The 20,804-nt window shown below is 67.3% G+C and carries 25 protein-coding genes and 1 tRNA gene; 7 read left to right on the forward strand and 19 right to left on the reverse strand.

Features of this window, described 5'->3' with window-relative positions:
* Positions 1–10 precede the first annotated feature (10 nt).
* On the forward strand, positions 11–967 hold the full coding sequence (locus CFN78_RS08450) for a Ppx/GppA phosphatase family protein (protein ID WP_094862074.1): 957 nt from the start codon (positions 11–13) through the stop codon (positions 965–967).
* A 308-nt stretch (positions 968–1,275) separates the two neighbouring features.
* A complete protein-coding gene (locus tag CFN78_RS08455) occupies positions 1,276–3,006 on the forward strand; it encodes a S8 family serine peptidase (RefSeq protein ID WP_094862075.1) in 1,731 nt (576 codons plus the stop codon).
* Positions 3,007–3,300: 294 nt separating this feature from the next.
* Here the strand turns inward: CFN78_RS08455 and CFN78_RS08460 are convergent, their stop codons facing one another.
* A complete protein-coding gene (locus tag CFN78_RS08460) occupies positions 3,301–4,779 on the reverse strand; it encodes a S10 family peptidase (protein WP_094862076.1) in 1,479 nt (492 codons plus the stop codon).
* A 65-nt stretch (positions 4,780–4,844) separates the two neighbouring features.
* Here CFN78_RS08460 and CFN78_RS08465 point away from each other — a divergent pair, with 65 nt between their 5' ends.
* A complete protein-coding gene (locus CFN78_RS08465) occupies positions 4,845–5,546 on the forward strand; it encodes a uracil-DNA glycosylase (protein ID WP_094862077.1) in 702 nt (233 codons plus the stop codon).
* A 190-nt stretch (positions 5,547–5,736) separates the two neighbouring features.
* A complete protein-coding gene (locus CFN78_RS08470) occupies positions 5,737–7,062 on the forward strand; it encodes an NAD(P)/FAD-dependent oxidoreductase (RefSeq protein ID WP_094862078.1) in 1,326 nt (441 codons plus the stop codon).
* A gap of 72 nt (positions 7,063–7,134) precedes the next feature.
* On the opposite strand, the gene CFN78_RS08475 is transcribed toward CFN78_RS08470, so the two are convergent.
* A complete protein-coding gene (locus CFN78_RS08475) occupies positions 7,135–7,812 on the reverse strand; it encodes a VldE C-terminal domain-containing protein (RefSeq protein WP_094862079.1) in 678 nt (225 codons plus the stop codon).
* Between the two features lie 176 nt (positions 7,813–7,988).
* Between CFN78_RS08475 and CFN78_RS08480 the strand changes: the two genes are divergently transcribed.
* A tRNA-Leu gene (locus CFN78_RS08480) sits at positions 7,989–8,065 on the forward strand.
* Between the two features lie 79 nt (positions 8,066–8,144).
* Here CFN78_RS08480 and CFN78_RS08485 read toward each other — a convergent pair.
* The 16 genes from CFN78_RS08485 to CFN78_RS08550 all read right to left on the reverse strand — a co-directional run bounded on the left by CFN78_RS08485 (position 8,145) and on the right by CFN78_RS08550 (position 16,815).
* On the reverse strand, positions 8,145–9,299 hold the full coding sequence (locus CFN78_RS08485) for a site-specific integrase (protein WP_094862080.1): 1,155 nt from the start codon (positions 9,297–9,299) through the stop codon (positions 8,145–8,147).
* Positions 9,299–9,475 (reverse strand): helix-turn-helix transcriptional regulator, encoded by a 177-nt coding sequence (locus CFN78_RS08490; protein WP_094862081.1) that lies wholly within the window; start codon positions 9,473–9,475, stop codon positions 9,299–9,301. Before CFN78_RS08490 ends, CFN78_RS08485 begins: the two co-directional genes overlap by 1 nt.
* A complete protein-coding gene (locus CFN78_RS08495; RefSeq protein ID WP_094862082.1) occupies positions 9,472–10,827 on the reverse strand; it encodes a replication initiator in 1,356 nt (451 codons plus the stop codon). The genes CFN78_RS08490 and CFN78_RS08495 overlap by 4 nt, the downstream gene beginning before the upstream one ends.
* A gap of 95 nt (positions 10,828–10,922) precedes the next feature.
* Positions 10,923–11,588, reverse strand: a complete 666-nt coding sequence (locus tag CFN78_RS08500; protein ID WP_094862083.1) for a DUF2637 domain-containing protein — start codon at positions 11,586–11,588, stop codon at positions 10,923–10,925.
* Between the two features lie 6 nt (positions 11,589–11,594).
* Positions 11,595–11,903, reverse strand: coding sequence for a hypothetical protein (locus tag CFN78_RS28700; protein WP_133116305.1), 309 nt, complete (start codon positions 11,901–11,903; stop codon positions 11,595–11,597).
* A 20-nt stretch (positions 11,904–11,923) separates the two neighbouring features.
* Entirely contained in the window at positions 11,924–12,157 is a 234-nt protein-coding gene (locus CFN78_RS08510) for a hypothetical protein (RefSeq protein ID WP_094862084.1), read from the reverse strand.
* Entirely contained in the window at positions 12,154–12,588 is a 435-nt protein-coding gene (locus CFN78_RS08515; RefSeq protein WP_094862085.1) for a hypothetical protein, read from the reverse strand. The genes CFN78_RS08510 and CFN78_RS08515 overlap by 4 nt, the downstream gene beginning before the upstream one ends.
* Before the next feature lie 10 nt (positions 12,589–12,598).
* Positions 12,599–12,811, reverse strand: coding sequence for a hypothetical protein (locus CFN78_RS08520; RefSeq protein WP_094862086.1), 213 nt, complete (start codon positions 12,809–12,811; stop codon positions 12,599–12,601).
* 21 nt (positions 12,812–12,832) lie between these two features.
* Positions 12,833–14,269: a type IV secretory system conjugative DNA transfer family protein gene (locus CFN78_RS08525; protein WP_240519339.1), complete on the reverse strand. Its 1,437-nt coding sequence runs from the start codon at positions 14,267–14,269 to the stop codon at positions 12,833–12,835.
* Positions 14,270–14,408: 139 nt separating this feature from the next.
* Complete coding sequence (locus tag CFN78_RS08530; protein WP_240519340.1) at positions 14,409–14,621, reverse strand: hypothetical protein; 213 nt, start codon at positions 14,619–14,621, stop codon at positions 14,409–14,411.
* Positions 14,618–14,770, reverse strand: coding sequence for a hypothetical protein (locus CFN78_RS29095; RefSeq protein ID WP_165777483.1), 153 nt, complete (start codon positions 14,768–14,770; stop codon positions 14,618–14,620). The genes CFN78_RS08530 and CFN78_RS29095 overlap by 4 nt, the downstream gene beginning before the upstream one ends.
* The gene (locus CFN78_RS29100) at positions 14,770–15,039 is read right to left on the reverse strand and encodes a hypothetical protein (protein ID WP_094862087.1); all 270 of its coding nucleotides are present in this window, start codon (positions 15,037–15,039) and stop codon (positions 14,770–14,772) included. The genes CFN78_RS29095 and CFN78_RS29100 overlap by 1 nt, the downstream gene beginning before the upstream one ends.
* Positions 15,040–15,435 (reverse strand): hypothetical protein, encoded by a 396-nt coding sequence (locus tag CFN78_RS08540; RefSeq protein ID WP_094862088.1) that lies wholly within the window; start codon positions 15,433–15,435, stop codon positions 15,040–15,042.
* Positions 15,432–15,563: a hypothetical protein gene (locus CFN78_RS30085; protein ID WP_276307328.1), complete on the reverse strand. Its 132-nt coding sequence runs from the start codon at positions 15,561–15,563 to the stop codon at positions 15,432–15,434. The genes CFN78_RS08540 and CFN78_RS30085 overlap by 4 nt, the downstream gene beginning before the upstream one ends.
* Positions 15,556–15,873, reverse strand: a complete 318-nt coding sequence (locus CFN78_RS08545; protein WP_094862089.1) for a hypothetical protein — start codon at positions 15,871–15,873, stop codon at positions 15,556–15,558. Before CFN78_RS08545 ends, CFN78_RS30085 begins: the two co-directional genes overlap by 8 nt.
* A 600-nt stretch (positions 15,874–16,473) precedes the next feature.
* Positions 16,474–16,815 carry a hypothetical protein gene (locus CFN78_RS08550; RefSeq protein ID WP_094862090.1) on the reverse strand — a complete coding sequence of 114 codons (342 nt, stop codon included), beginning with the start codon at positions 16,813–16,815 and terminating at the stop codon, positions 16,474–16,476.
* 113 nt (positions 16,816–16,928) lie between these two features.
* Between CFN78_RS08550 and CFN78_RS08555 the strand changes: the two genes are divergently transcribed.
* Entirely contained in the window at positions 16,929–17,726 is a 798-nt protein-coding gene (locus CFN78_RS08555; protein WP_094862091.1) for a GntR family transcriptional regulator, read from the forward strand.
* 702 nt (positions 17,727–18,428) lie between these two features.
* Here CFN78_RS08555 and CFN78_RS28705 read toward each other — a convergent pair.
* Entirely contained in the window at positions 18,429–18,872 is a 444-nt protein-coding gene (locus CFN78_RS28705) for a hypothetical protein (RefSeq protein ID WP_165777488.1), read from the reverse strand.
* A 562-nt stretch (positions 18,873–19,434) separates the two neighbouring features.
* Between CFN78_RS28705 and CFN78_RS08560 the strand changes: the two genes are divergently transcribed.
* A complete protein-coding gene (locus CFN78_RS08560) occupies positions 19,435–20,754 on the forward strand; it encodes a carboxylesterase family protein (RefSeq protein ID WP_205660462.1) in 1,320 nt (439 codons plus the stop codon).
* The last annotated feature ends 50 nt before the right edge of the window (positions 20,755–20,804 follow it).

Here is a 20,804-nt window from a genome sequence, read left to right on the forward strand (position 1 = left end):
GGGTCGGGGAATGCCTCGTGTAGCCGCGATCGACTGTGGGACCAACTCCATCCGCCTGCTGGTGGCCGAGCTGACGCTTCGCCACGACGGCACCGCCGACCTGCGTGACCTGCATCGGGAGATGCGGGTGGTGCGCCTCGGGCAGGGCGTCGACGCGACCGGTGAGCTGGCTCCCGAGGCGCTGGAACGCACCCGCGCCGCGCTCGCCGACTACACGACCGCCGCGCGCCGCAAGGGCGTCGAGAAGGTGCGGATGGTGGCCACCTCGGCGACCCGCGACGCGCGCAACCGGGACGAGTTCTTCGCGATGACCCGCGAGACCCTTGGTGTCGAGGCCGAGGTGATCAGCGGCGACGAGGAGGCCCGGCTGTCGTTCACCGGTGCCGTCGGCGAACAGAATCCGGACGACGGGCCGTTCCTGGTGGTCGATGTCGGCGGCGGCTCCACCGAACTCGTACTGGGCAACTGGGATGGTCTGCGCGCCGAGGTGCTGGCCGCGAAGTCCGTCGACATCGGCTGCGTGCGGATCACCGAGCGCACCCTGCGATCCGACCCGCCCGCCCCCGGTGAGATCAGCACCGCCCACGCCCTCGCCTCCGACGTGCTCGCCGAGGCCTTCGAGGCCGTGGACGTCTCGCGCGCCCGCCGCTGGATCGGCGTCGCGGGCACGATCACCACACTGTCGGCTGTCGCGCAGGAGCTGACCGAGTACGACGCCGAGCGCACCCACCTGTCCACGCTGACCCGCGCCGACATCGACCGGACGGCCGAGCGCCTGCTGAGCGTCGATCACGAGACGAGGGCGGCGAACCCGGTCATCCATCCCGGCCGGGTGGACGTCATCGGTGGTGGCGCGGTGGTGGTCCAGGTACTGGCGGAACAGCTCGCCGCGCGGGGCGGTCCGTCCGATCTGGTCGTCAGCGAACACGACATTCTGGACGGGATCGCGCTCTCACTCGCCGGGTAACGATTTTCCATCGCCAGGCGGTCCGCACGAAAGTCGTACCCGACAATTTCGGGATAGGCGATTCCTCGCCGCGACCGTTCATGCGCTGTCCGTAGTGGACACCGGCCCACGTGGTGGCCCCGACCAGGAACCCGCTGTCACCGGCGGATTTCCGCACGGCTGCGGACCAGTCGAGCACGATTCCCGCATGGGGGATATTTGCCGACAATACGAAAGTCGGCTGCTGATAAAGGTTCGATCAGGAATCGTTCCACGCGAGGTGTGCTTGACGTAGTTTGCACCTGACACTGTGCGAGGAAGGAATTCGCGTGAGAAGGTCCAAACTCTTGGTCGCCGCACTGGCGGTGCCCCTCATCGGTGGCATCACCGCGGTCGCCGCCCCCGTCGCTCTGGCGGGTCCGCAGCCGACCGGCCCGGCAACCGAGTTCACCGTGCTCTCGGCCGAAGGGCAGTCCCCGGCAGCCGCGGAGCAGGCTGTCCGCGATGCCGGGGGCACCGTGGTCCACACCAATACCGCCATCGGCCTGATCACCGCCACGGCGCCCGCGCAGGGATTCGCCGAGCTGGTCTCCGCGAACACCGCGGTCGAGGGTGCGGCGAAGGCCCGCCCGATCGGCCACGCGCCGAAGAACGCCGAACGCCCCGCCCCCGACGTGGTCGAGAAGGAGGGCCAGCGCGCGGGGAAGAAGGCGACGCCGCAGCAGAAGCCCGCCGCGCCCGTCGGCCTGGACCCGCTGGACGAGAAGCTGTGGGGCCTCAAGTCCGTCCGTTCGGACATGTCGCGTACCGACCAGCCCGGTGACAAGCGCGTCAAGGTCGGCGTCATCGACACCGGTGTCGACGCCTCGCACCCGGACATCGCGCCGAACTTCGACGAGGCCACCTCGCGCAACTTCACCCGCGACATCCCGGCGGACGAGAACGGCAACGTCGTCGACGGCCCGTGCGAGTTCCGCGGTTGCGTCGACCCGGTCGGCCACGACGACGGCGGGCACGGCACGCACGTCGCGGGCACGATCGCCGCGGCTGCCAACGGGTTCGGCCTCTCCGGTGTGGCCCCGAACGTCAGCCTGGTCAACCTCCGGGCCGGCCAGGACTCGGGCAGCTTCTTCCTGCAGTCCGTCGTCGACGCGATCACCTACTCCGGCGACGCGGGCGTGGACGTCACCAACATGTCGTTCTACGTCGACCCGTGGCTCTACAACTGCGACTCCAACGCCGCGGACTCGCCCGAGCAGCAGCGTGAACAGCGCACCACGACCAAGGCCGTGAACCGGGCCCTGAAGTACGCCCACTCCAAGGGCGTCACCCAGGTGACCTCGCTGGGCAACCAGCACACCGACCTCGGTGCGCCGCAGCCGGACGTCACCAGCCCGAACTTCCCGTCCGGCAACGAGAAGGAACGCGACATCGACAACGCGAGCTGCGTCTCGCTGCCCGTCGAGGGCGCTCACACCATCGGCGTCTCCGCGTTCGGCCCCTCGCAGGCGAAGGCCGACTACTCCAACTACGGCACCGAGCAGATCTCGGTGTCCGCGCCGGGCGGCTACTTCCGCGACGGTTTCGGCACGGACTGGTTCAACACCAACGAGAACCTGATCCTGTCCACGTACCCGAAGAATGTCGCCATCGCCGAGGGCATGGTCGACGAGGCGGGCAACGTGACACCGGAGGGCGTCGAGGCCGGGGTGCAGAAGCAGACCGCCGCCGACGGCCGGGTCGGGTACTACCAGTACCTGCAGGGCACCTCGATGGCCTCACCGCACGCCACCGGCGTCGCCGCGGTCATCGTGTCGCAGTTCGGCAAGGCCAAGCGCGGCGAGTTCGGCATGGCACCGGACGCCGTGCAGCGCGTGCTGGAGGGCACCGCGGCGAAGATCGCCTGCCCGGTCCCCGGCACCGTCGACTACATCGACGAGGGCCGCGACGAGTCGTTCACCGCGACCTGCACCGGTACGCCGCAGTTCAACGGCTTCTACGGCCACGGTGCCGTTGACGCCTACTCGGCGATCAAGCACGGCAAACAGTTCGTCAAGTAACACCGTTTCGACCCCGACGGCCCCGCAGGCGCACAGCGCAGGCGGGGCCGTCCCACGTCCACCCCACCGGCCCCCCGCCGTGTCACGCCCTCCGGCACCCCGTGTCGGGCGTTTCAGCACCCCGTGTCGTGCGCTGTGGCATGCCGTGTCGGGCTTCGCCGCACCCGTTCGTCCCGCTGTGGGGCAAGCGATCGAAGTCGTTCTGCCGGAACGCCCGACACACCCTGCCGGGGCGCGCGACACGGGGTGCCGGGGCGCGCGACACGGCGACCGGGTGGCCGGGCGGGGGCGGGGTCAGCGGTTGGCGGCGTTGCGGACGAACTCCCCGAGGTCCTTGCCCTGCTGGACGCGGGACGGTTCGTGGATGTACATCATGTGACCGGCGGGGTAGTACGCCGTGTCGATGTTCTCCCGCAGCGCGTCCGGGATCGGCAGGTGCGCGACGACGTGCTCGGCGGCGTAGTACGGGGTCGCCCCGTCGTAGTGGCCGAACGCGACGTGGACCTTCAGGTGCGGGTTGGCGCGCATGGCGGAGCCGAGGTCGTCCACCACCGATACCGAACGTCCCTCGAAGTCCGAGTACGACCAGGCCTTGTTGACGTCCAGCGAGAGGATGTCGTACGGCAGATCGTTCTCATAGCCGAGTTCGTCGCGCACGTAGTGGTTGAACGCGGCCGAGTAGGCGCCGATCACCCGCGAGACGGACGGATCGTCACTCATGTGCTCGCGTCCGCCGTCCGGCTCCCAGGTGGTGAACCGGCCGTCCATCCGCCCGGTGGTAAGCCCACGATCGCGCAGCAGCTCGGTGAAGAACCTGATGTGCTCGATCCGCAGATTCACTCTATCCACATAGGACTCGCTCAGTCCGGTCAGCCGGGCGGTGGTGGCGACCACCTCGGCGCGCTCCGCCTCGGTCAGCCGGTTGCCCCTCGACAGCGCCCACGGGTAGTCGCGGGAGGCGAACTCCTCCGCCTCGGCGAGCACGTCCGCGAGCGGGCGGTCGCCGTGGAAACCGTGGTAGTGCGCGATCGCCGCGTAGGTCGGCAGGTAGAGGGCGTGCGGCAGGTCGTTGCCCTCGCTGAAGTCCACCGAGCCGAGATTCAGCACGGACGAGATGAGCAGCACGCCGTTGAGGTAGAGGCCGTGTCGCTGCTGCAGGTGTGCGGCCAGCCCGGCGGCGCGGATCGTCCCGTAGGACTCGCCCGCGACGAACTTCGGCGAGAGCCAGCGGCCGTTGCGCGAGGTCCACAGCCGAATGACCTCGCCGACCGACTCGATGTCGGCCTTGAAGCCGTGGAAGTCACCGGGTTTCTGCCCGGACGCCGCCCGGGAGAACCCGGTGGACACCGGGTCGATGAACACCAGGTCGCTGTGTGCGAGGAGGGTGTCCGGGTTGTCGGCGAGGCCGTACGGCGGCGGTTCGGGGGAGTCGACGTCGCCGGAGACGACGCGGCGCGGGCCGAGCACGCCGAGGTGCAGCCAGATGCTCGACGATCCGGGCCCGCCGTTGAAGGCGAAGGTCACCGGCCTGCTGCCCGGTTCGGCACCGTCGAGGGTGTACGAGGTGAGAAACACCTCCGCCGTGGCCACGTGACCGTCGAACGTGCCGTCGGTCAGCTTCTCGCGACGCAGCACCACCCGTCCGGTCTGCGCGGTGTAGGCGAGTTTGCGGCGCTTCACGGTCAGCGAATGCCTGGTGGTGACCAGATCGTCGGTGGGTTCGGCAGGCGCGGTGGTCCGCTCGGCTTCGTCATCGGTCTTGGATTCGGGCATACGACCAAACTAGCGCCGAGATCGCCCCCGGTGCAGCGAGCGTCCGCCGGGGTGAGAATGCGACGGTGATCGACGTGCCGACCCTCCCCGAACTCGACGCCGAGCTGACCGGGTGCCGGGCCTGCCCACGCCTGGTCGCCTGGCGGGAGGAGGTCGCCGCGACGAAACGGGCGGCGTTCGCCGGTGAGACGTACTGGGGGCGTCCGGTGCCCGGCTTCGGGCCGCCGGACGCCGCGCTCGCCGTCGTCGGCCTCGCCCCCGCCGCGCACGGCGCCAACCGCACCGGCCGGATGTTCACCGGGGACCGCTCCGGCGACGTGCTGTACCAGGCGATGTACGAGGTCGGCCTGGCTTCGCAGCCGCACGCGACCCACACGGGCGACGGCCTGACCCTCTACGGCACCCGGATCACCTCCCCCGTGCACTGCGCGCCCCCGGCGAACAAGCCCACCACCGCGGAACGGGACAACTGCCGTCCGTGGCTGGCCCGCGAGCTGGAGCTGCTCCGGCCGACGCTGCGTGCCGTCATGGTGCTCGGCGGGTTCGGCTGGCAGGCGCTGCTCCCGGTGCTGGCCGACGCCGGCTGGCGGATCCCGCGTCCGCGGCCCCGGTTCGGCCACGGCGCGCACGTACGACTGGACGGGCCGGTGCAGCTGAACCTGTTCGGCTGCTACCACGTGTCGCAGCAGAACACCTTCACCGGCAGGCTCACCCCGGAGATGCTGCGCGAGGTGCTCGGCTCGGCGAAAGAGGCCGCGGGACTGTGAAAGGCGCTCCGGCCGGCCACCCCCGGTGCCTGCCGGGTCACCCGGTGCGAGCCTTGAGCGGCCGGGTCGGGTACTAGGTCCCGGGACCTTTCTGAATCGTCTCACCCTCGGGGTTGAACCTCGCGCGACGACGGTCACAAGGGGGCAGGGTCCACGAGCAAATCGGCGCCTGGGGTGCGACTATGGGGGCATGGCCGCAACGAAGTCGGAACCGACTCGGATCCTGGTTCTCGGTGGTGGGTACGTCGGGCTGTACACGGCGTTCGGACTGCAGAAGAAGCTCCGCGCCAACGAAGCCTCCGTCACCGTGGTGGACCCCCAGCCCCACATGACCTATCAGCCGTTCCTCCCCGAGGCGGCTGCCGGCTCCATCGAACCGCGACACGTTGTCGTGCCGCTGCGCCGCGTGCTGCGGCGGTGTCACGTGCTCACCGCGCGCGTCACCGACATCGAGCACGCCGCGAAGTCCGTCACGGTCGAGGCCGCCGACGGGCACGTCGAGAAGCTGTCCTACGACGTGCTGGTCGTGGCCCTCGGTGCCATCTCCCGCCTGTTGCCGATCCCCGGCCTTGCGGAGCAGGGCATCGCGTTCAAGACCATCGGCGAGGCGATCTACCTGCGCAACCACGTCATGACGAAGATGGACGAGGCGGCGAGCACGCTCGACCCCGAGCTGCGCAAGAAGCTGCTCACGTTCACCGTCGTCGGTGGCGGGTTCGCCGGTATCGAGGCGCTCGGCGAGCTCGAGGACATGACGCGCGACGCGTGCAAGTACTACGAGAACATCGATCCGTCCGACATCCGCTGGGTGCTGGTCGAGGCCGCGGGCCGGATCCTGCCGGAGGTGCGCGAGACGCTCGGCGTGTGGACGGCCGAGCAGCTCGAGAAGCGCGGCATCGAGGTCTACCTGTCGACGGCGGCGAAGTCCTTCGAGGACGGGCACGTCGTGCTCAGCGACGGCACCGAGTTCGACAGCGACACCATCATCTGGACCGCCGGGGTCAAGGCGAACCCGGTGCTGGCCTCCTCGGATCTGCCGATCGACAAGCGCGGCCGGGTGCAGGCCACCGCCGCGCTGCAGGTCGTCGGGCACCCGGACGTGTGGACGGCGGGGGACAACTCGGCCGTGCCGGACCTCTCGCGCACCGAGGAGGACCCGACGGCCACCTGCCCGCCCAACGCGCAGCACGCCGTCCGGCAGGCCCGTCACCTGGCGAAGAACATCATCACCGCGATCCGCGGCGGAAAGCCGAAGGACTACTACCACAAGAACGTGGGTTCGGTGGCCAGCCTCGGTCTCGGCCAGGGGGTCGCGGACACCTTCGGCATCAAGGTCAAGGGCTACCCGGCGTGGCTGATGCACCGTGCCTACCACGTCAAGGCGATGCCGACGTTCAACCGCAAGGCGCGCATCGCGATCGACTGGCTGCTGGGTGGGCTGTTCCGCCGGGAAGTCGTCTCGCTCGGGCAGATCAACAACCCGAAGGAAGAGTTCGCCAGGGCGTCCAAGTCCTGAGCCGTACGTGGTCGAAGGGCCCCGCCGCCGGATCAACTCCGGGGCGGGGCCCTTCTTCGTACGCGCGGGGTGTCAGCAGGTGACGGAGACGTCCGCGCCGGATTCGAACGAGACGTGCACGTGGTCGAAGTGGTTGGCGGTCTCGTCGCCGCGGTCCTCCATCGTCGACCAGCTTCCGCCGTCGTTGTAGCGCTGCTTCCAGATGACGTACTCGACGCCGAACTCTTCCTGGTTGTCGAGCACGTACTCGGCGATCTCGTCGCCGGTCGCGGAGCCGACCATGAAGTCGAGTGCCAGGCCGGACGGGTGGTCGCTGTCGCCGGAGCGCCCGGCCTTGCCGCCGACGGAATCGACGTCGAACTTGCCCTTGACGTGGTTGCCCACCTGCGCGACGTGTGGCTTGGTGCCCTCCAGCGAGGTGGGGCAGGACGCCTTCTTCTCCTCGGTCGTCGTGGTCGGCTCAGGCGACTCGGTGGTGGGCGGTGGTTCCTCGGTGGTCGGTTCCGGTTCGGTCGTTGTGGTGACCGGGGGCGGTGGTGTCGTGGTGGTGCTGGATGGCGGGGCCGGGGGCGCGGTCGTCGTGCTGGGGGCGGTGCGCATGCTCAGGGCCGCGGCAGCCTGCCCGGTCGTCGCGTCGTTCGCGATGCCACCGGTGAACCAGGCGGCGAGCATCAGCACGGAGGCCGCCGCGGCCGCGATCACGGACGGCAGCACCCAACTGCGAGAGCGTTTACGATGTCGGCCGGTCATCAGTTTCCTCATCCTCGGGGTGCGATAACGGCCACATTACGAACACGACACAGCCATGTCTCGGGAACGTGGTGACCAGCACAGATCGACACCCTGGCCGCATGAATAACTCCATTGGGTGACGCGGATCATGGGCGCGTGATCGGTTGTTTCCGGCCACCGAATAAGCTGGCCCGGCCCCCGTAGCCCAATCGGCAGAGGCAGTCGACTTAAAATCGATCAAGTGCGGGTTCGAACCCCGTCGGGGGCACCATCGGCGCAGGTCACAGGCTTGCGCCAGGGGGACGCGAAGATCGACAGGCCCACTTTCGGCCCACAAACGAGGCTTACCCTCACATAATGTCTTCCAGCGCCGCCGCAGCAGCCGGGGAGATCTCGCCACGCCCCATGTAGACGTCCTGCGTCATCGAGGGCTTGGAGTGGCCGAGCTGATCAGCGATTTCACGAGCGGTCAGCCGGGCGTTGTCGAGGATGGTGGCCGCCGTCTTGCGGAAGACATGCGAGGTCACCCACGCAAACCCATCGCTGCCACGGGCCTCCCGGAGCGCCCGGCGGGTGTTCGACGGGTCCCGGAGTCCGCCAAGCGTGTCGGGGAACACCGGGTGTGCACCGGCTCGATTCTCGGAGACCGCGATCCGCTGGCGTTCCCTGAGCATGGCCGCCGCCCACTCGGGCAGGGACAGAGTGCGTTCCCCAGATGCGCTCTTCGGGTCGGTCCGCCGGAGCCCTTCACCGCGAACCCGGACCACCGTCCACTCGATCACCACGGCCGGGGCGATCAGGTCCACATCCTCCCAGTACAACGCGAGCGCTTCCCCGATACGAACCCCGGTCGCCAGCATGAACCGCGTCAGATCGGGAAGATCCTTCGCCACGGCCACCGGGTCCGCTTCGAGCTGGGCCAACCATTCCTTCCGCTCCGTCCGAGTGAGTGCCCGGACCTTCTTCCGGGAACCACCCTCGATGGCCTCGACTTCACGGACCGGGTTCGCGGTCAGTGCCCCGTTGCGCACGGCATGCCGGAGCACTCCGCTTACGACCGCCCGCGCAGTGCGCGCATGAGCCGCACTCGTCTTCCTTGCCAGGGTGGGAAAGAAGCGGTCCAGACGAGGTATCGAGACCTCGTTCAGCCTCAGCTCACCGAACGCGGGCAAGACGTGGTTACGCAGCATGCTCCGGTAGTTGTCCAGCGTTCCGGTAGCCCGCTCCCCGGCGATCACTCGCTCCTGCTGGATCTCCAACCACTGCTCCGCTGCCTCGCAGAACCGGGTACGCGGTGACAGCTCCCCACCGACCGGCGTCCTCAGAGCATCCGCGACGGCCTTCTTCACGGCTCGCTCAGCTTTGGTCCGGGACGCCCCCGAGCCGCTGGCATCGCGGATCACCCCGTCATAACCACGGTAACGCGCACGGGCGCGGTAGCCGGTAGCAGTAGCCACAAATCGGACCGTGCCATGTGTTCCGACATCCATCGGCGTCCGTGGCATCAGGCACCGTCCTGGTTGGTTATCCAGGTGTCTACGTCTTCGGGGCGGTAGCGGACGTGTTTGCCGATGCGGCGTCCGGTGGGGCCGTAGCCTTTGGTGCGCCATTGGTAGAGGGTTCCTACGGGGACGCCGAGGTGGTCGGACAGGTCGGTGATGGTCCAGAGTTTGGCGCTCATGGTGTGTTCTCCTCTGTGTATTTTTCTTTGCGGTGTTGGCGTTTTCTGGCGTAGATGGCTTCTGCGAGTTCGCGTTCTGCGGGGGTGTTGTAGCCGCTGCCGGTGTGTCGCCAGTCGTTGATGACGAGCACGCTGTTGGGGTCGTGTCCGGTGGCGGTGATCGATTCGGCACGCCGGTATTCGGCGCGCTGGCCTCGGATGGTTTTGAAGGTCAGTGAGTAGCGTTGGCTTTTGGTGAGGAAGTGGCCCCGGAACCCGAGCATGTGCGCCCATTTCCGCAGGAACGCCAGGTCGGGGTTGGTGCCGAGGTCCCAGGCGGTGCGGATCATGGCTTTGTGGTGGGAGTGGATGGTCAGGGCGTCGATGTCGAGTTCGGAGCGCATCGGCCGGTCGGCGGCCTCGCTGGTGGAGGTGCCCTTGGTGGCGTACTTGGCGATGTATCCGGCCAGCGCCCGGTCGGAGATCTCGCCGCCTGTGTCGTCGGTGGCGGGGGCGTGTTCGGGGCGGATCGCGCGGATGTCGAGTTGGGTGCCCCATCGGAAGGTGTGGACGTCGGGGGTGCCGTCGAGGATGAGTCTGGTGGTGACCTCGGCCGTTTCGACGGCGGTGCGGATGGCGTGCTCGATCAGCTCGGCGGTGGCCCAGGCGGGGGCGGGGTCGTCGGGCCCATCGGGGCCATCGAGGCGGAACAGGGCGTGGAAGTGCACGGTGCCGCGCTTCTGGTATTCCGCGACTTTGGCGTAGGAGAGGCGCGCGTGGTCGGGGAAGTCCTTGACGCGCAGACCGGCGGCGGTGGCGAGGGCGCGTCGGAGGCGGATCATGGTGCGCTGCCACAGATCTCCGGCATGTCCCTGCCAGAGGACTGCGCCACGGTAGTCGTATCGGTCGGGGTCTGTGGCTGTACCCAGACGCGGGTCGGCGGGGTGGTGGTACTCCCCGCACGGACAGGGCAGGGGACGGCCGGTGCGGCGGTGTTGGCGTCGGGTGTGGACGGTGCCGAAGGAGGGGGCGGTGACGGTGACGAACAGTCGCGGTTTGTCGGCCACGTCGGTGGGGATGGTTTTGCCGCCGCACATGCCGGCGCGGATGAGGTGGAAGGCATCGGCTTGGTAGCGGTCGGAGCAGGCCGGGCACACGCTGTCGCGGCGGTTGCCGCACGGGGCGTACACGGTGCCCTCGGTACGGGTCAGGACGGTGCCGGAGAGGTCGGTCAGGGTGCGGTGCCCGGACAGGTGCACCGGCTTCGAACATCCACCGGTCGCCACGGCCAGGGCGCGGATGTCGCCGGTAGTCCGGCCACGGGAGAGGCGGCGGGTGATGCGGTCGGCGAGTTCGTGGGGTGCGGGCGTCATGGGTGCTCCGATCTGGACAGGGTGAGACCAGGACAGGCCACCAGGGGTTCTCGGGGATGGCCTGCCCTGCCAGGTGATGCGCGCGGGGCGACGGTTCAGGTGGTGATCGGGTGGCCGTTGACGGTGGTGTTCAGCTCGTCCACCAGCGCGGCCAGTACCGGGTCGGGGAGGCTGATCAGGTCGGTGATGTCGTCGGCGGTCACCGCACGGCCGCTGCTGTGGGCGTGCTCGGTGACGGCGGTGATCCGCTCGCGTGGGGAGGCGGGCAACTTCGCCAACGTCGAACCCGCCGGGGCCGGAGCTGGGATGTGTTGTGGGACAGGCGATACCGGGATCGGGGCCGGTGCCGGGGCCGGTGCCGGGGCCGTGCCGGTGTGGGTGGGTGCGCGGCGCATCAGCAGCTTGACCACGACGAGGAACCCGAGGGCGGGTGTCGCGGCGACCAGCCACCCGGCGGGACTCGGTGGTGCGAGGGCGACTTGCGCGGTCATCTGGATACCAAACCCGGCCACCAGTACCACCATCGGGAAGGTGACCCGCCGCGCCGGGCCGGTGTGGTGGTGGCGGTCGGCGTGGATCTCGAACCCGGCCATGACCACCATGCCCTCGATCACCACGGCCACGGCCCAGGCGATCCATCCGGCCTGTCCGTTGGCCACGGCCCAATCGTGGGTGTGGGTGAACCCGGCGGCCGCGCCGATGCTGCCGAGCACGGCCGCGATGGTGATCCGTAGGCAGGTGGTGACACGGGCGGCGGTCATGGCGGGTTACTCCTTGGTGGGTGCGGACTGGACGTAGCGGGCGTGGGAGTCGAGGACGGCGGCGAGGTAGCGGGCGTAGGCCGGTGGCATGGACAGTTCCCACACCGCGACCGGACGGGTGCTGTGGCCCCGGGTATGGGTGATACGTAGATGGATCTGGTCGGCGGAGGCTTCGACGGCGGTGTTGCCGACGCCGACACCGCAGAACCGGACATCATCGGTGCCACGGACCGGGGCGATGGCGAAGGCGTCTTCCAGGGTGTGCAGTGCTTGTGTCCACACGTCGGACTCCGGTGGAGGGATGCTGGCGTTCATGGGGTGTTCGCCTCCCTTTGTCAGTCGTGGTCGAGGTGCTGGACGAACTGGTAGTGATAGGTGCCGTTGCCGCGTTGCTCGGCGCGCCATTCCCGGTAGAGCGCCAGCGAGATGCCGGTGAAGATCAGCACGGTCAGGCCGGTGATGGTGGCGAACCACAGCGGGTCGCGGATGGTGCCGCGTTCGATCACCACCGCCAGCACCGTGAGCGCGGCGTATTTGAGCCAGGCTTTGACGAACTGGATCGTGATCACGCCGCACCCTCCGTTTCGGAGATGTCGCGTAGCGCCATTGCCAGGACGTAGAGTTCGTCGGCTGTCACGGTTTCCGGGCTATCGCCGGGTAGGACCATCAGCGACCGGCACGCGGTAGTGGGGATCTCGTCATAGACGCGGGCGGTAATGCCGGGGGCGAGTCGGCCGGTGATCGTGATGTGCAGCCGATCGGGGGCCGGGCACCACCAGGTGGCGGTGATGCCGCTCAGGCGGTGTGTCCACACCATCAGCGACCCCAGCACCTCCACAGCCGGGGCCTGATAGCCCACGCGGGGCTGAATTTCGATGCACCGGGAATGGGGGTTCAGCGCGACCCGAGCCGGTGTGGGGGCGGGCGTGGAATCGACGTAGCGGGACGCGGCCAGCGCGAGCGTGGTCACAGTGGACAGTGACACGAGTTGCTGCGACATAACGGTTTCCTTACTGGTAGTCGGATGCATCACGGGCGCGTTCAACGGCGCGGGCCGCGTCGCGGAGAAGGTTGCGTGCCTGATCGACGCACGAGTTGCGGAATGCTGTGGTGTTCTCGGCGGCTCCGGGTGGCGTTGTGCGCGGGCCGTTGAGATCGCCCAGGGCGGCGCGGATGCTGTTCAGCGCGTCAGCGAATCGGTCCTGCCAGTCAACTTCGATCACGGGTGTGTCCTTTCTGGACGGTTAGGCGGCGACGGGCACGAGGTGCGGACCGTCTGCGGGGTGGTGGGGTGTGCAGGTGGTGACGAGTTCGGTGATGTCGGTGTCGGTGGTGTGTCCGGCGCGTACGCGCATGGGGGTGCGGGAGCGTTCGTCGGTGCGGTAGCCGATCCCGGCGTAGTCCTCGGTTTCGGGGATCTCGTCGGCTAGTGCGCCGCGCATCCGTGCGTCGTCCCCAAGTACGAGGTCTACGAAGGTGGAGGATCCGACGCGTAGGCAGATGCGGCGGGTGAACAGGTCCCGGATCGGGACGATGTCCTTGGTGGGTTCCTGCACGTAGGCCAGGACAGAGAATCCGCAGGCGCGGCCCTGGGTGAGGATTTCGGCCAGGATGCGGTTGATGTCGCGGGCGGAGGTGCCGAACGCGGTCAGCATCGCGAGTTCGTCGATGAACAGGACCTCGAACGGGGTGTCCGGGCCGGGGGTGAACTTGCGTTCCCCACGTGCCCGCAGCAGCTCTTGACGTTGTTTCATGCGGTCGCGGAAGCGGGTGATCGCGGCGAGCATGGGGCACCAGGTGTCGCCGTCGTCGTCGGTGAGTTCGTCGTCGGCGGAGGTGGCGTGGTCGTAGTAGAGCGGGATGCCCTGCTCGGTTTCCATGCCGCCCTTGGGGTCGATCATCGTGACCCGCACCAAGCGGTCGCGGATCATCGGACCCAACGAGCGCAACGGGTTCCACAGCAGGCTCGACTTACCGGAGCCGGTGGCCCCGGCGATGAGCCAGTGCTGACCGACCAGGGGTTCGGTCCAGGCTCGCCCGTACTCGGTGTCCCCCAACTCGATCGCCGTGAGGTCCACGTCGTCGGGGTCGTCGGGGATGTCCACGGCCGGAACGATCTGGTCGAACGGGTTGCCGTGCACCGCGGTGATGGTGATGACCCGGGGCGATTCCTTCTGGATACCGAGGACATCGGCACCGAGGGAGGCGGCCAGTTCTTCCTGGGCTTGTTGGAAGGTGCGTACGCACTGGCCCTTGACCAGTCGGACCCGGATCACATCGATCGACGGCGTCGGGGCGGAGACCTTGAGCACCCGGGGGATCAGCGTTTTGCCGGTGCGGCGTTCCTCCCTGGTCAGGTCGCAGGCTTCGAGGGTTTTGCGCCAGGAGGGGCCGAGGTAGCGGGTCCAGCGGTGCGAGGCCGATCGCAGCACCGGTGCGCCGTAGCGGGAGAACGAGTCCGGGGCTGTGCGCCACCAGCCGAGCCCGGCGGTGACGAGCCCGGCCAGGGCGGTGCCGGTGGTGACCGGGCCGAGTTGGGTGATCGAGGCGGTCAGCGCGGCAGGGGTGCCGGTGATGCCGGGGTGTCGGGCCATCCACAGCGCGGCCCGAGCTTCGGCCTTGAGGACCGTGTGGTCCTTCTTCTTGTTGGCGGGTTTGGTGTTCTTTCTGCTGGTTGCCATGACAGGCGGGTTCCTCTCGTGCGGTGTGGGCATGAAGAGGGGGCCGTGACCCCCTATGCCCGGACACCTGGTCACGGGAGGGGGCGCACGGCCCCGGCTATGCGACACATACGGCGGCGACCGGTCGAGCGGGTCGCGGCTACTTCGGCGTCTTGCTGGTCTTCTTCGCTGTCTTCATCAGCGGCCCGGCATCGGCCAGTAGGGCGGTCACCTTGCCCACCGACTTCGCCATCCGGTCGTGGTCCTTTTTGAACCCGGCCGTGCGGATCTGCATCCCCAGCATCGACTTCCGTAGCGACTTCATCGTCTTGTCCACGTCATCGAGGCGACGGTCCAACTGGTTGCGGCTCATGGTGTTCTCCCTAGTTCGGTGCGGCAGGCGGGGCAGGTCACGGTGGCGAAGTACACGCGTTCCGCGTCCGGGTCGAGGACCAGGCCGCAGAGGGTGCGTACCTGCCCGGACCACCACGACCGGTCGCCGTGGTGCACCACATCGGCCATCAGACGCGCCAGCCGTTGGCGATCAACTGGGCCTTGTACTTCGTGGCCTCCCGGCGCAGCGTGTCCAGCTCCGCTGATGCCTGGCTGATCGCGGCCCGGATCTCCTTCTTGCTCGGCACCCGCCACCCGTGGAAACGGGCATCGGACTTCTCGGTGAACGTGCGGGTGAACTTGTCCAGCTCATCCAACGCCATCCGCGTTGCGGTGATCGCGTTCTCGAAATCGGAGTACTTGCGTCGTGCGTGGTTGTTGAGCGTCTGCGACACCATTTAGCCCGCCTTCCTCAGTCGCGCCGACCCGGTGAGGGGTTTCAGCGCGCGCCACCTGTGTGCTTTCTCTTTCGTGGATCGGGGAACCAGCACCGACCGTGCCGGGCCTTCCCGGCCACCACAGCGATAAACGTGCGTACCACCCACTTTCAACCATTTCCGTGTGATCAACTGGTGTACCGCGTCAGCCTCATAGGCGGGGGTGCCCTCGATCTGATCGTTCGAGATCTTCCGGAACACCTTTTCCCCGGTGCCAACCAGCACATAACCCGAGGCGGACGCGATACCGATAACGTGCTCAATGAGGCCCATATCATTCGTGGTCTTTACCGTCGATTCAGTGGTGTCGGCGGTGATGTCGATGCTGTTGCCGAACAAGTCCTCCTGCCCGCTCATGCCGCTGCCCTCGTTTTCCACACCACGTGCGCGGCACCGACCAGGGTGGCGATGCCGACTACGGGTAGCGCCACGGTCAAGGCGGCGATCAGGGTCAGGCAGATCAGGTAACACATGCCGTTAGTCATCGGGTGTCACATCCTTCAACTGGTCTCGTACCTTGCGGAGCTGGACACACAAGTCGTTCCCGTGGTTGATCATGTCCACCGACTGGCGGGTGAACCCCTCGCCAGCGCCGGAGATCATCACCGAGGCGTCTTCGAGGATCGACACAACCTGATCCAACAACCTGTGCGCCTTCTCGTAATCACCGATCAGATCGTTCAGTCCACTTCTGCTAATCAACGTCGTCCCTCCTGTCGTCACATCTGCCACTGCGAGCCGCACACCGTGCAGGTAGCGACCCGAGTAGACGAAAGCCAGAAACTTGCCGAACACACATGCGCACCCATCACAACCCCCTCTCCGCAGAAAGACGCTGCGAGTCGCTAACAACCTCCGGCATGTCTCGGGCAATTAAGTCCATTTCCGGCCAGCTAACTACCGTCACGCACTCACTGTGTGGTTCGCGATCAGGGAAAAAACGCATCACCGACAGTGTTACGCCCTCGGGGCAAGGGGTGAGCGCGATAATCCGCGACCCGCTACCGCCATACCAATACGGAGTGCCCATCACTGCTCCCATCTTGTGTAAGTAAATTCCGTCAGAGTCCGCGCTTCGGACCGTGCGGGTCGTACGACGACAGCCCATCCACCGGCAGGTGCAGCCACGGCCAGTCCGACAGAGCGGCAGCCGCGTAATCGTTCTCATCCATCAGATTTCTCCCATTCACTCGACACATATAGTTCCTTGGTAAAACGCCAAGACTCCCGAACAGAAATGCGTCGGGAATCAAGGCGCGCCACCACAAAACGGCGCGAATTTGGGCATAGCTCGGCTCACTATGTAATTCTCAAAGAACAGGAAGTGCCCTTGCCCGACTCGAAAACGGGCCGCCAGCCAGCCTGGGAAGGGCCGTCAGCGCGACGGGGAACGCATCACAGAAGCGGCTTCAAACCCGCCGCGCTGAACGCCACACCCGAGACCGTCTCGCCCTTGGCGTTCTTGAACGAGTACGGCGACACCCGAGGCTGAATCAGCTCCACCCGCGTGCCGTCCTCCTCGGAGAAACCCTCGCCCGGATCGGTATCCAGGGTCACCCGGATCTCCTCGCCCTTCTGGCCCTTGGTCTTCACCATCAGCGCGACCACGAACTTCGCCACGCCCTCCTGATCAGTGACCGTGACCTCCCGGCCGTTCTCGTCCTTGCGCATCTTCATCTCCGGGTCCTCCGTCACGGTGAGACGAAACCCGCTGAGGTCGATCGGGATGTTCCGCATGCTGTCCTCCGCTTGCTCGGCTGGTATCGTGTTCTATACCTAGTCTGCAACAACAGACCAGGTATGTCAACGCATACCCACCAAATAGTTTCAGTGGCAGCGGGAGGCAACTGATGACGAAGAGCAACGACCCGGGTGTGAGCAGCGAGAAGGCGACGCCTCAGTACATGCAGATCGCGGCAGACATCCGGGAACAGGTCCGCGCAGGGCTGTTGCTCGAAGACGCCCCGGTGCCAAGTGCGGCGGCCCTCTGCGAGCAGTACGGCGTCAGCATGATCACGACGAAGAAGGCGCTGAACCTGCTCCGGAGTGAAGGACTTGTCTATACGACGGTGGGCAAGGGCACCTTCGTGGCGAAGCCCGGACGGATGGTTCGGACCATGCCCCACCGGCACTTCGGCCAGGCCGAGCGGACCTACGTGCACGAAGCCGGGCGCGCTGGACGAAAGCCGTCCGCTGAACATTCGACGTCGGTACTGCCCGCCTCGGAGTGGGTCGCACAGCGACTTGATCTCGAACCCGGTGACGACGTGACAGCGACCATGTACCGCATCACCGCAGACGATCGACCCATGAGCATGTCAACGTCGTGGGAGCCACGCTCGATCACGGCCGGAACGGCTATCGAGCACCCCCACGAGGGACCGCACGGGGAGCACGGGTTGAATGCACGATTTGCAGCCATCGGGTGGACCGTGCGCCAGATCGAAGAGCGCCTTCTTATCCGGCCGCCGGTGGACAGGGAAGCGACAGAGCTGGTGATTCCACCAGGCGTGTCAGTGGTCGAGATCAGGCAGACGGTTCGAGCCACCCGTGACGGTGACGACAACCTCGTTCCGGTCGAGGCGGCAGATATCGTGTTCCCGGCAGACCGCTACGAGTTCCATTACCTGATGGACCGACCGAGCTAGGCGAGACCTATGGGCCAGCACCACCCCGATCACGTGGACGCCCCGTACAAGGACCGCTCGACAAGCGCTACGAACCTACAGTGGCCATACGGGGCGTCCACGCCGTTCGTTGATACCGACTTCGGCGAGGTTGAGCCGGGAAGGCTTCACGGATGCCCTGAATGCGGCGAGGGAGCCGTCCTGTTCCACGCCACCGAGTGCTGGCGGTGCAAGGCAACGTTCCCGGCGGCAGCGAGCCTCCCATCGCGCCCTGAACCAGAGCCCGAAGACGCGAGCGTCACAGGGCGAACGTAGCCCTCGTGTTCAGAGTTTCCTTACTTGTTCAAGGGCGGCCCCTGCGGGGCCGCCGATTGGCCAACAGGTCGCAAGGGCAAGCGGGGCTGCGGCCTGGCGGCCGGTCCCCGCGCCCGCGACCCGGCCAACGGCCCCGCAGGAGCCGCCCGAAGGGTTTCGCTTCACCCGAGAAGAGATGTCCTCGCCGGACGGGCAGGTCTCCAGGATGGTCGGGGGAGCGCGGACGTTGCGTCCGTGGTGGTCTTGCCGCCATCCCATCGACCTCCACAAGGGCTATCACGCCGCGACCAGGGTGCAAGCCTGGCAGAATCGGCCGGCGGATCAGCGCGAAGGTTGCACCCTGGACACGACGTGATCGGGCTGACGCCAGGTCGACGGGATGGCGGAAGAACCCCACTTGCTGGGAGGTCACATAGGAGCGGTGAGATCCGCATTCAAAGTTGCAACGAAGCTACGGAAGTCGATGTTGGGGATGCCAAGGTGTCGGCTCGGCAGTTTGACGTCGTGGCCCGGAGATGGGTAATGCAGCAGGATGGTCGCCCCCCGAGGCCAACTGCCCTCTTCGTAGGCGTCCCCCCAGATCTCGTTCGGATGAGTTGCAGTTGGATCGTCGTCCCACGGGATTGAGATTGAGGTCAGCAGCCTGCGAGGCCATGCGACGGCACGAACCTCCCAAAGCGAATCCCCATAGCGCTGCGTCGCAGATTCCCCGCTCCATGTCGCTTCTGCTACGACCTGCTTGGTGAACACAGTCGCAACGCCACGTACTTTTTTCTCACCATTCTCGTCGGCCCACAGGCCGTACATCTCACGATCTTGGTCGGACGTCAGCACGTCCAGTCTGGCCAGCACGTGACGAGGGACTGGCATAGCAGGGTTAGGGTTCACCTTCCTGAAGCCGTCCCGTAACGCGATCATCGACTCTTCTGCCACTTCATCCCACTTCCGGTTGTCAGGAGCTTCCAGGTCAAGCGGTCCGCCGCATGGCGCTAACGGAGGGTCGCTTAGAAGACGGTGACCGTTACCGTGGTCCGGCGCAGCAAAGATCAACAGGACCACTTTCGGCCTAGTATCAACGCCAGAAGGCCCCCAACGTCGGCAAACGTTGGGGGCTTTCGTGGACGCTGCGCCGCAGGTGACGGGCATGATCGGCAACTCACGGCAGATGACGCACCGGGTAGGCTGCAAATCGATCAAGTGCGGGTTCGAACCCCGTCGGGGGCACCATCGATGCGGGGCAGCCGGGCACCGTCGCCGACGTTGACGCTCACCATCGCCGCCCGTACGGGGAAGCGCCGTGTGCGCCGCGACCTGGCGTCTGCCGTAGCGTCGATGGGGACCCCTTCGGCGAACTCGGCGAGGGCCGTATCGCGCAGCCGTACCGCACAGGGGCGGCGATCGTGTGGGAGGCGGAGTGAGGAAGACGTTCGACACGCCCTCGGGACCCGTCGTCGGCAGGGTCGACGGCGATGTGGTCCGGGTGCTCGGTGTTCCGTACGCGGTCGCGGAGCGCTTCACCAGGCCACGCCCGGTGCCGCCGTTCGACGAGCCGTTCGCTGCCTGCGAGCGTGCGCCCGCCGCGCCACAGCGGCGGTCCGAACTGCTGGTCCGGTTGATCGGGGACGACCACCTGGGAAGCGACGAGAACTGCCAGCGCTTGTCCGTCACTCTCCCGTCCGGCCTCGCCGATGACGAGCGCCTGCCGGTGATGGTGTGGATCCACGGCGGTTCCTACGTCACCGGGGCGGGCGACCTCGACGTGTACGACCCGCGCGCACTGGTGACCGAGCAGCGGGTGATCGTGGTCGCGATCACCTACCGGCTCGGTGTGCTGGGCTTTCTCGGCGACGGCACGCGAGTTCCGGCCAACCTCGGACTACTCGATCAGCTTCAGGCGCTGCGCTGGGTCCGGGACAACATCGCCGCGTTCGGCGGCGACCCCGCGTCGATCACGCTTTTCGGCCAGTCGGCGGGCGGTGACGCGATCGCGCACCTGATGATCAGCGAGGGCGCGGAAGACCTGTTCCGCCGGGCGATCATCCAGAGCGCTCCACTGGGCATCACCCACGGCCGCGCCGCGATGACCGACGCCATGCTCGCGGCCCTGGGCGAACCCTCGCGCACGGCCCCGGCCGCCGAACTCGTTGCCACGCAGGCTGTGGCAGAGCGTGCGGCGCGTGGTTCCGGCTTGCCGGCCGGGATGCCGTTCGGCGTCCAGTACGGCCTGCCCCCGGTGCCGGAGGAGGCCGACCGCGACGAGGCCTGGCGCCGGGTGGCGCGGGACATCGACGTTCTCATCGGCTCCACCGCGGAGGAGACGGCGATGGTCGCCGGAGCGGTGCCCGCCGTCGAACTCCTGTTCCGGGTTCCGCTGCTGGGGCGCGTGTTCAGGCGCCTGCTCGTCACCCCGTCCACTCGCCGGGTCTACGAAACTCCCGCGAAGGATTTCGTGCGCAGGCATCGGCAGGCGGGTGGAACGGCCGTGCGGTACCGCATGAGCTGGCATCCGGCCGGCAGCGGGTTCGGAGCCGCCCACATCACCGACATTCCCCTGTTGATGGGGACGCGCCGGGTGTGGGAGGGCACGCGCTTGCTCGGTTCGAGCACCTGGGCCGACATCGACGGCAGGGGCAGGCTGGTTCGCCGTGTCTGGGCCGATTTCGCACGCACCGGCACGGTGGCCCCGGAGATGGCGAACGCGGTGAGCGACACCGTCACCTTTCCCGAGGACTGACGGCGAGCGCGATCCGGGCCCGTCGTCGTCTCATACTGCATATGAAGCCC

The sequence above is a fragment of the Amycolatopsis antarctica genome (assembly GCF_002262875.1).
In the GTDB taxonomy this organism is placed as follows: domain Bacteria; phylum Actinomycetota; class Actinomycetes; order Mycobacteriales; family Pseudonocardiaceae; genus Amycolatopsis; species Amycolatopsis antarctica.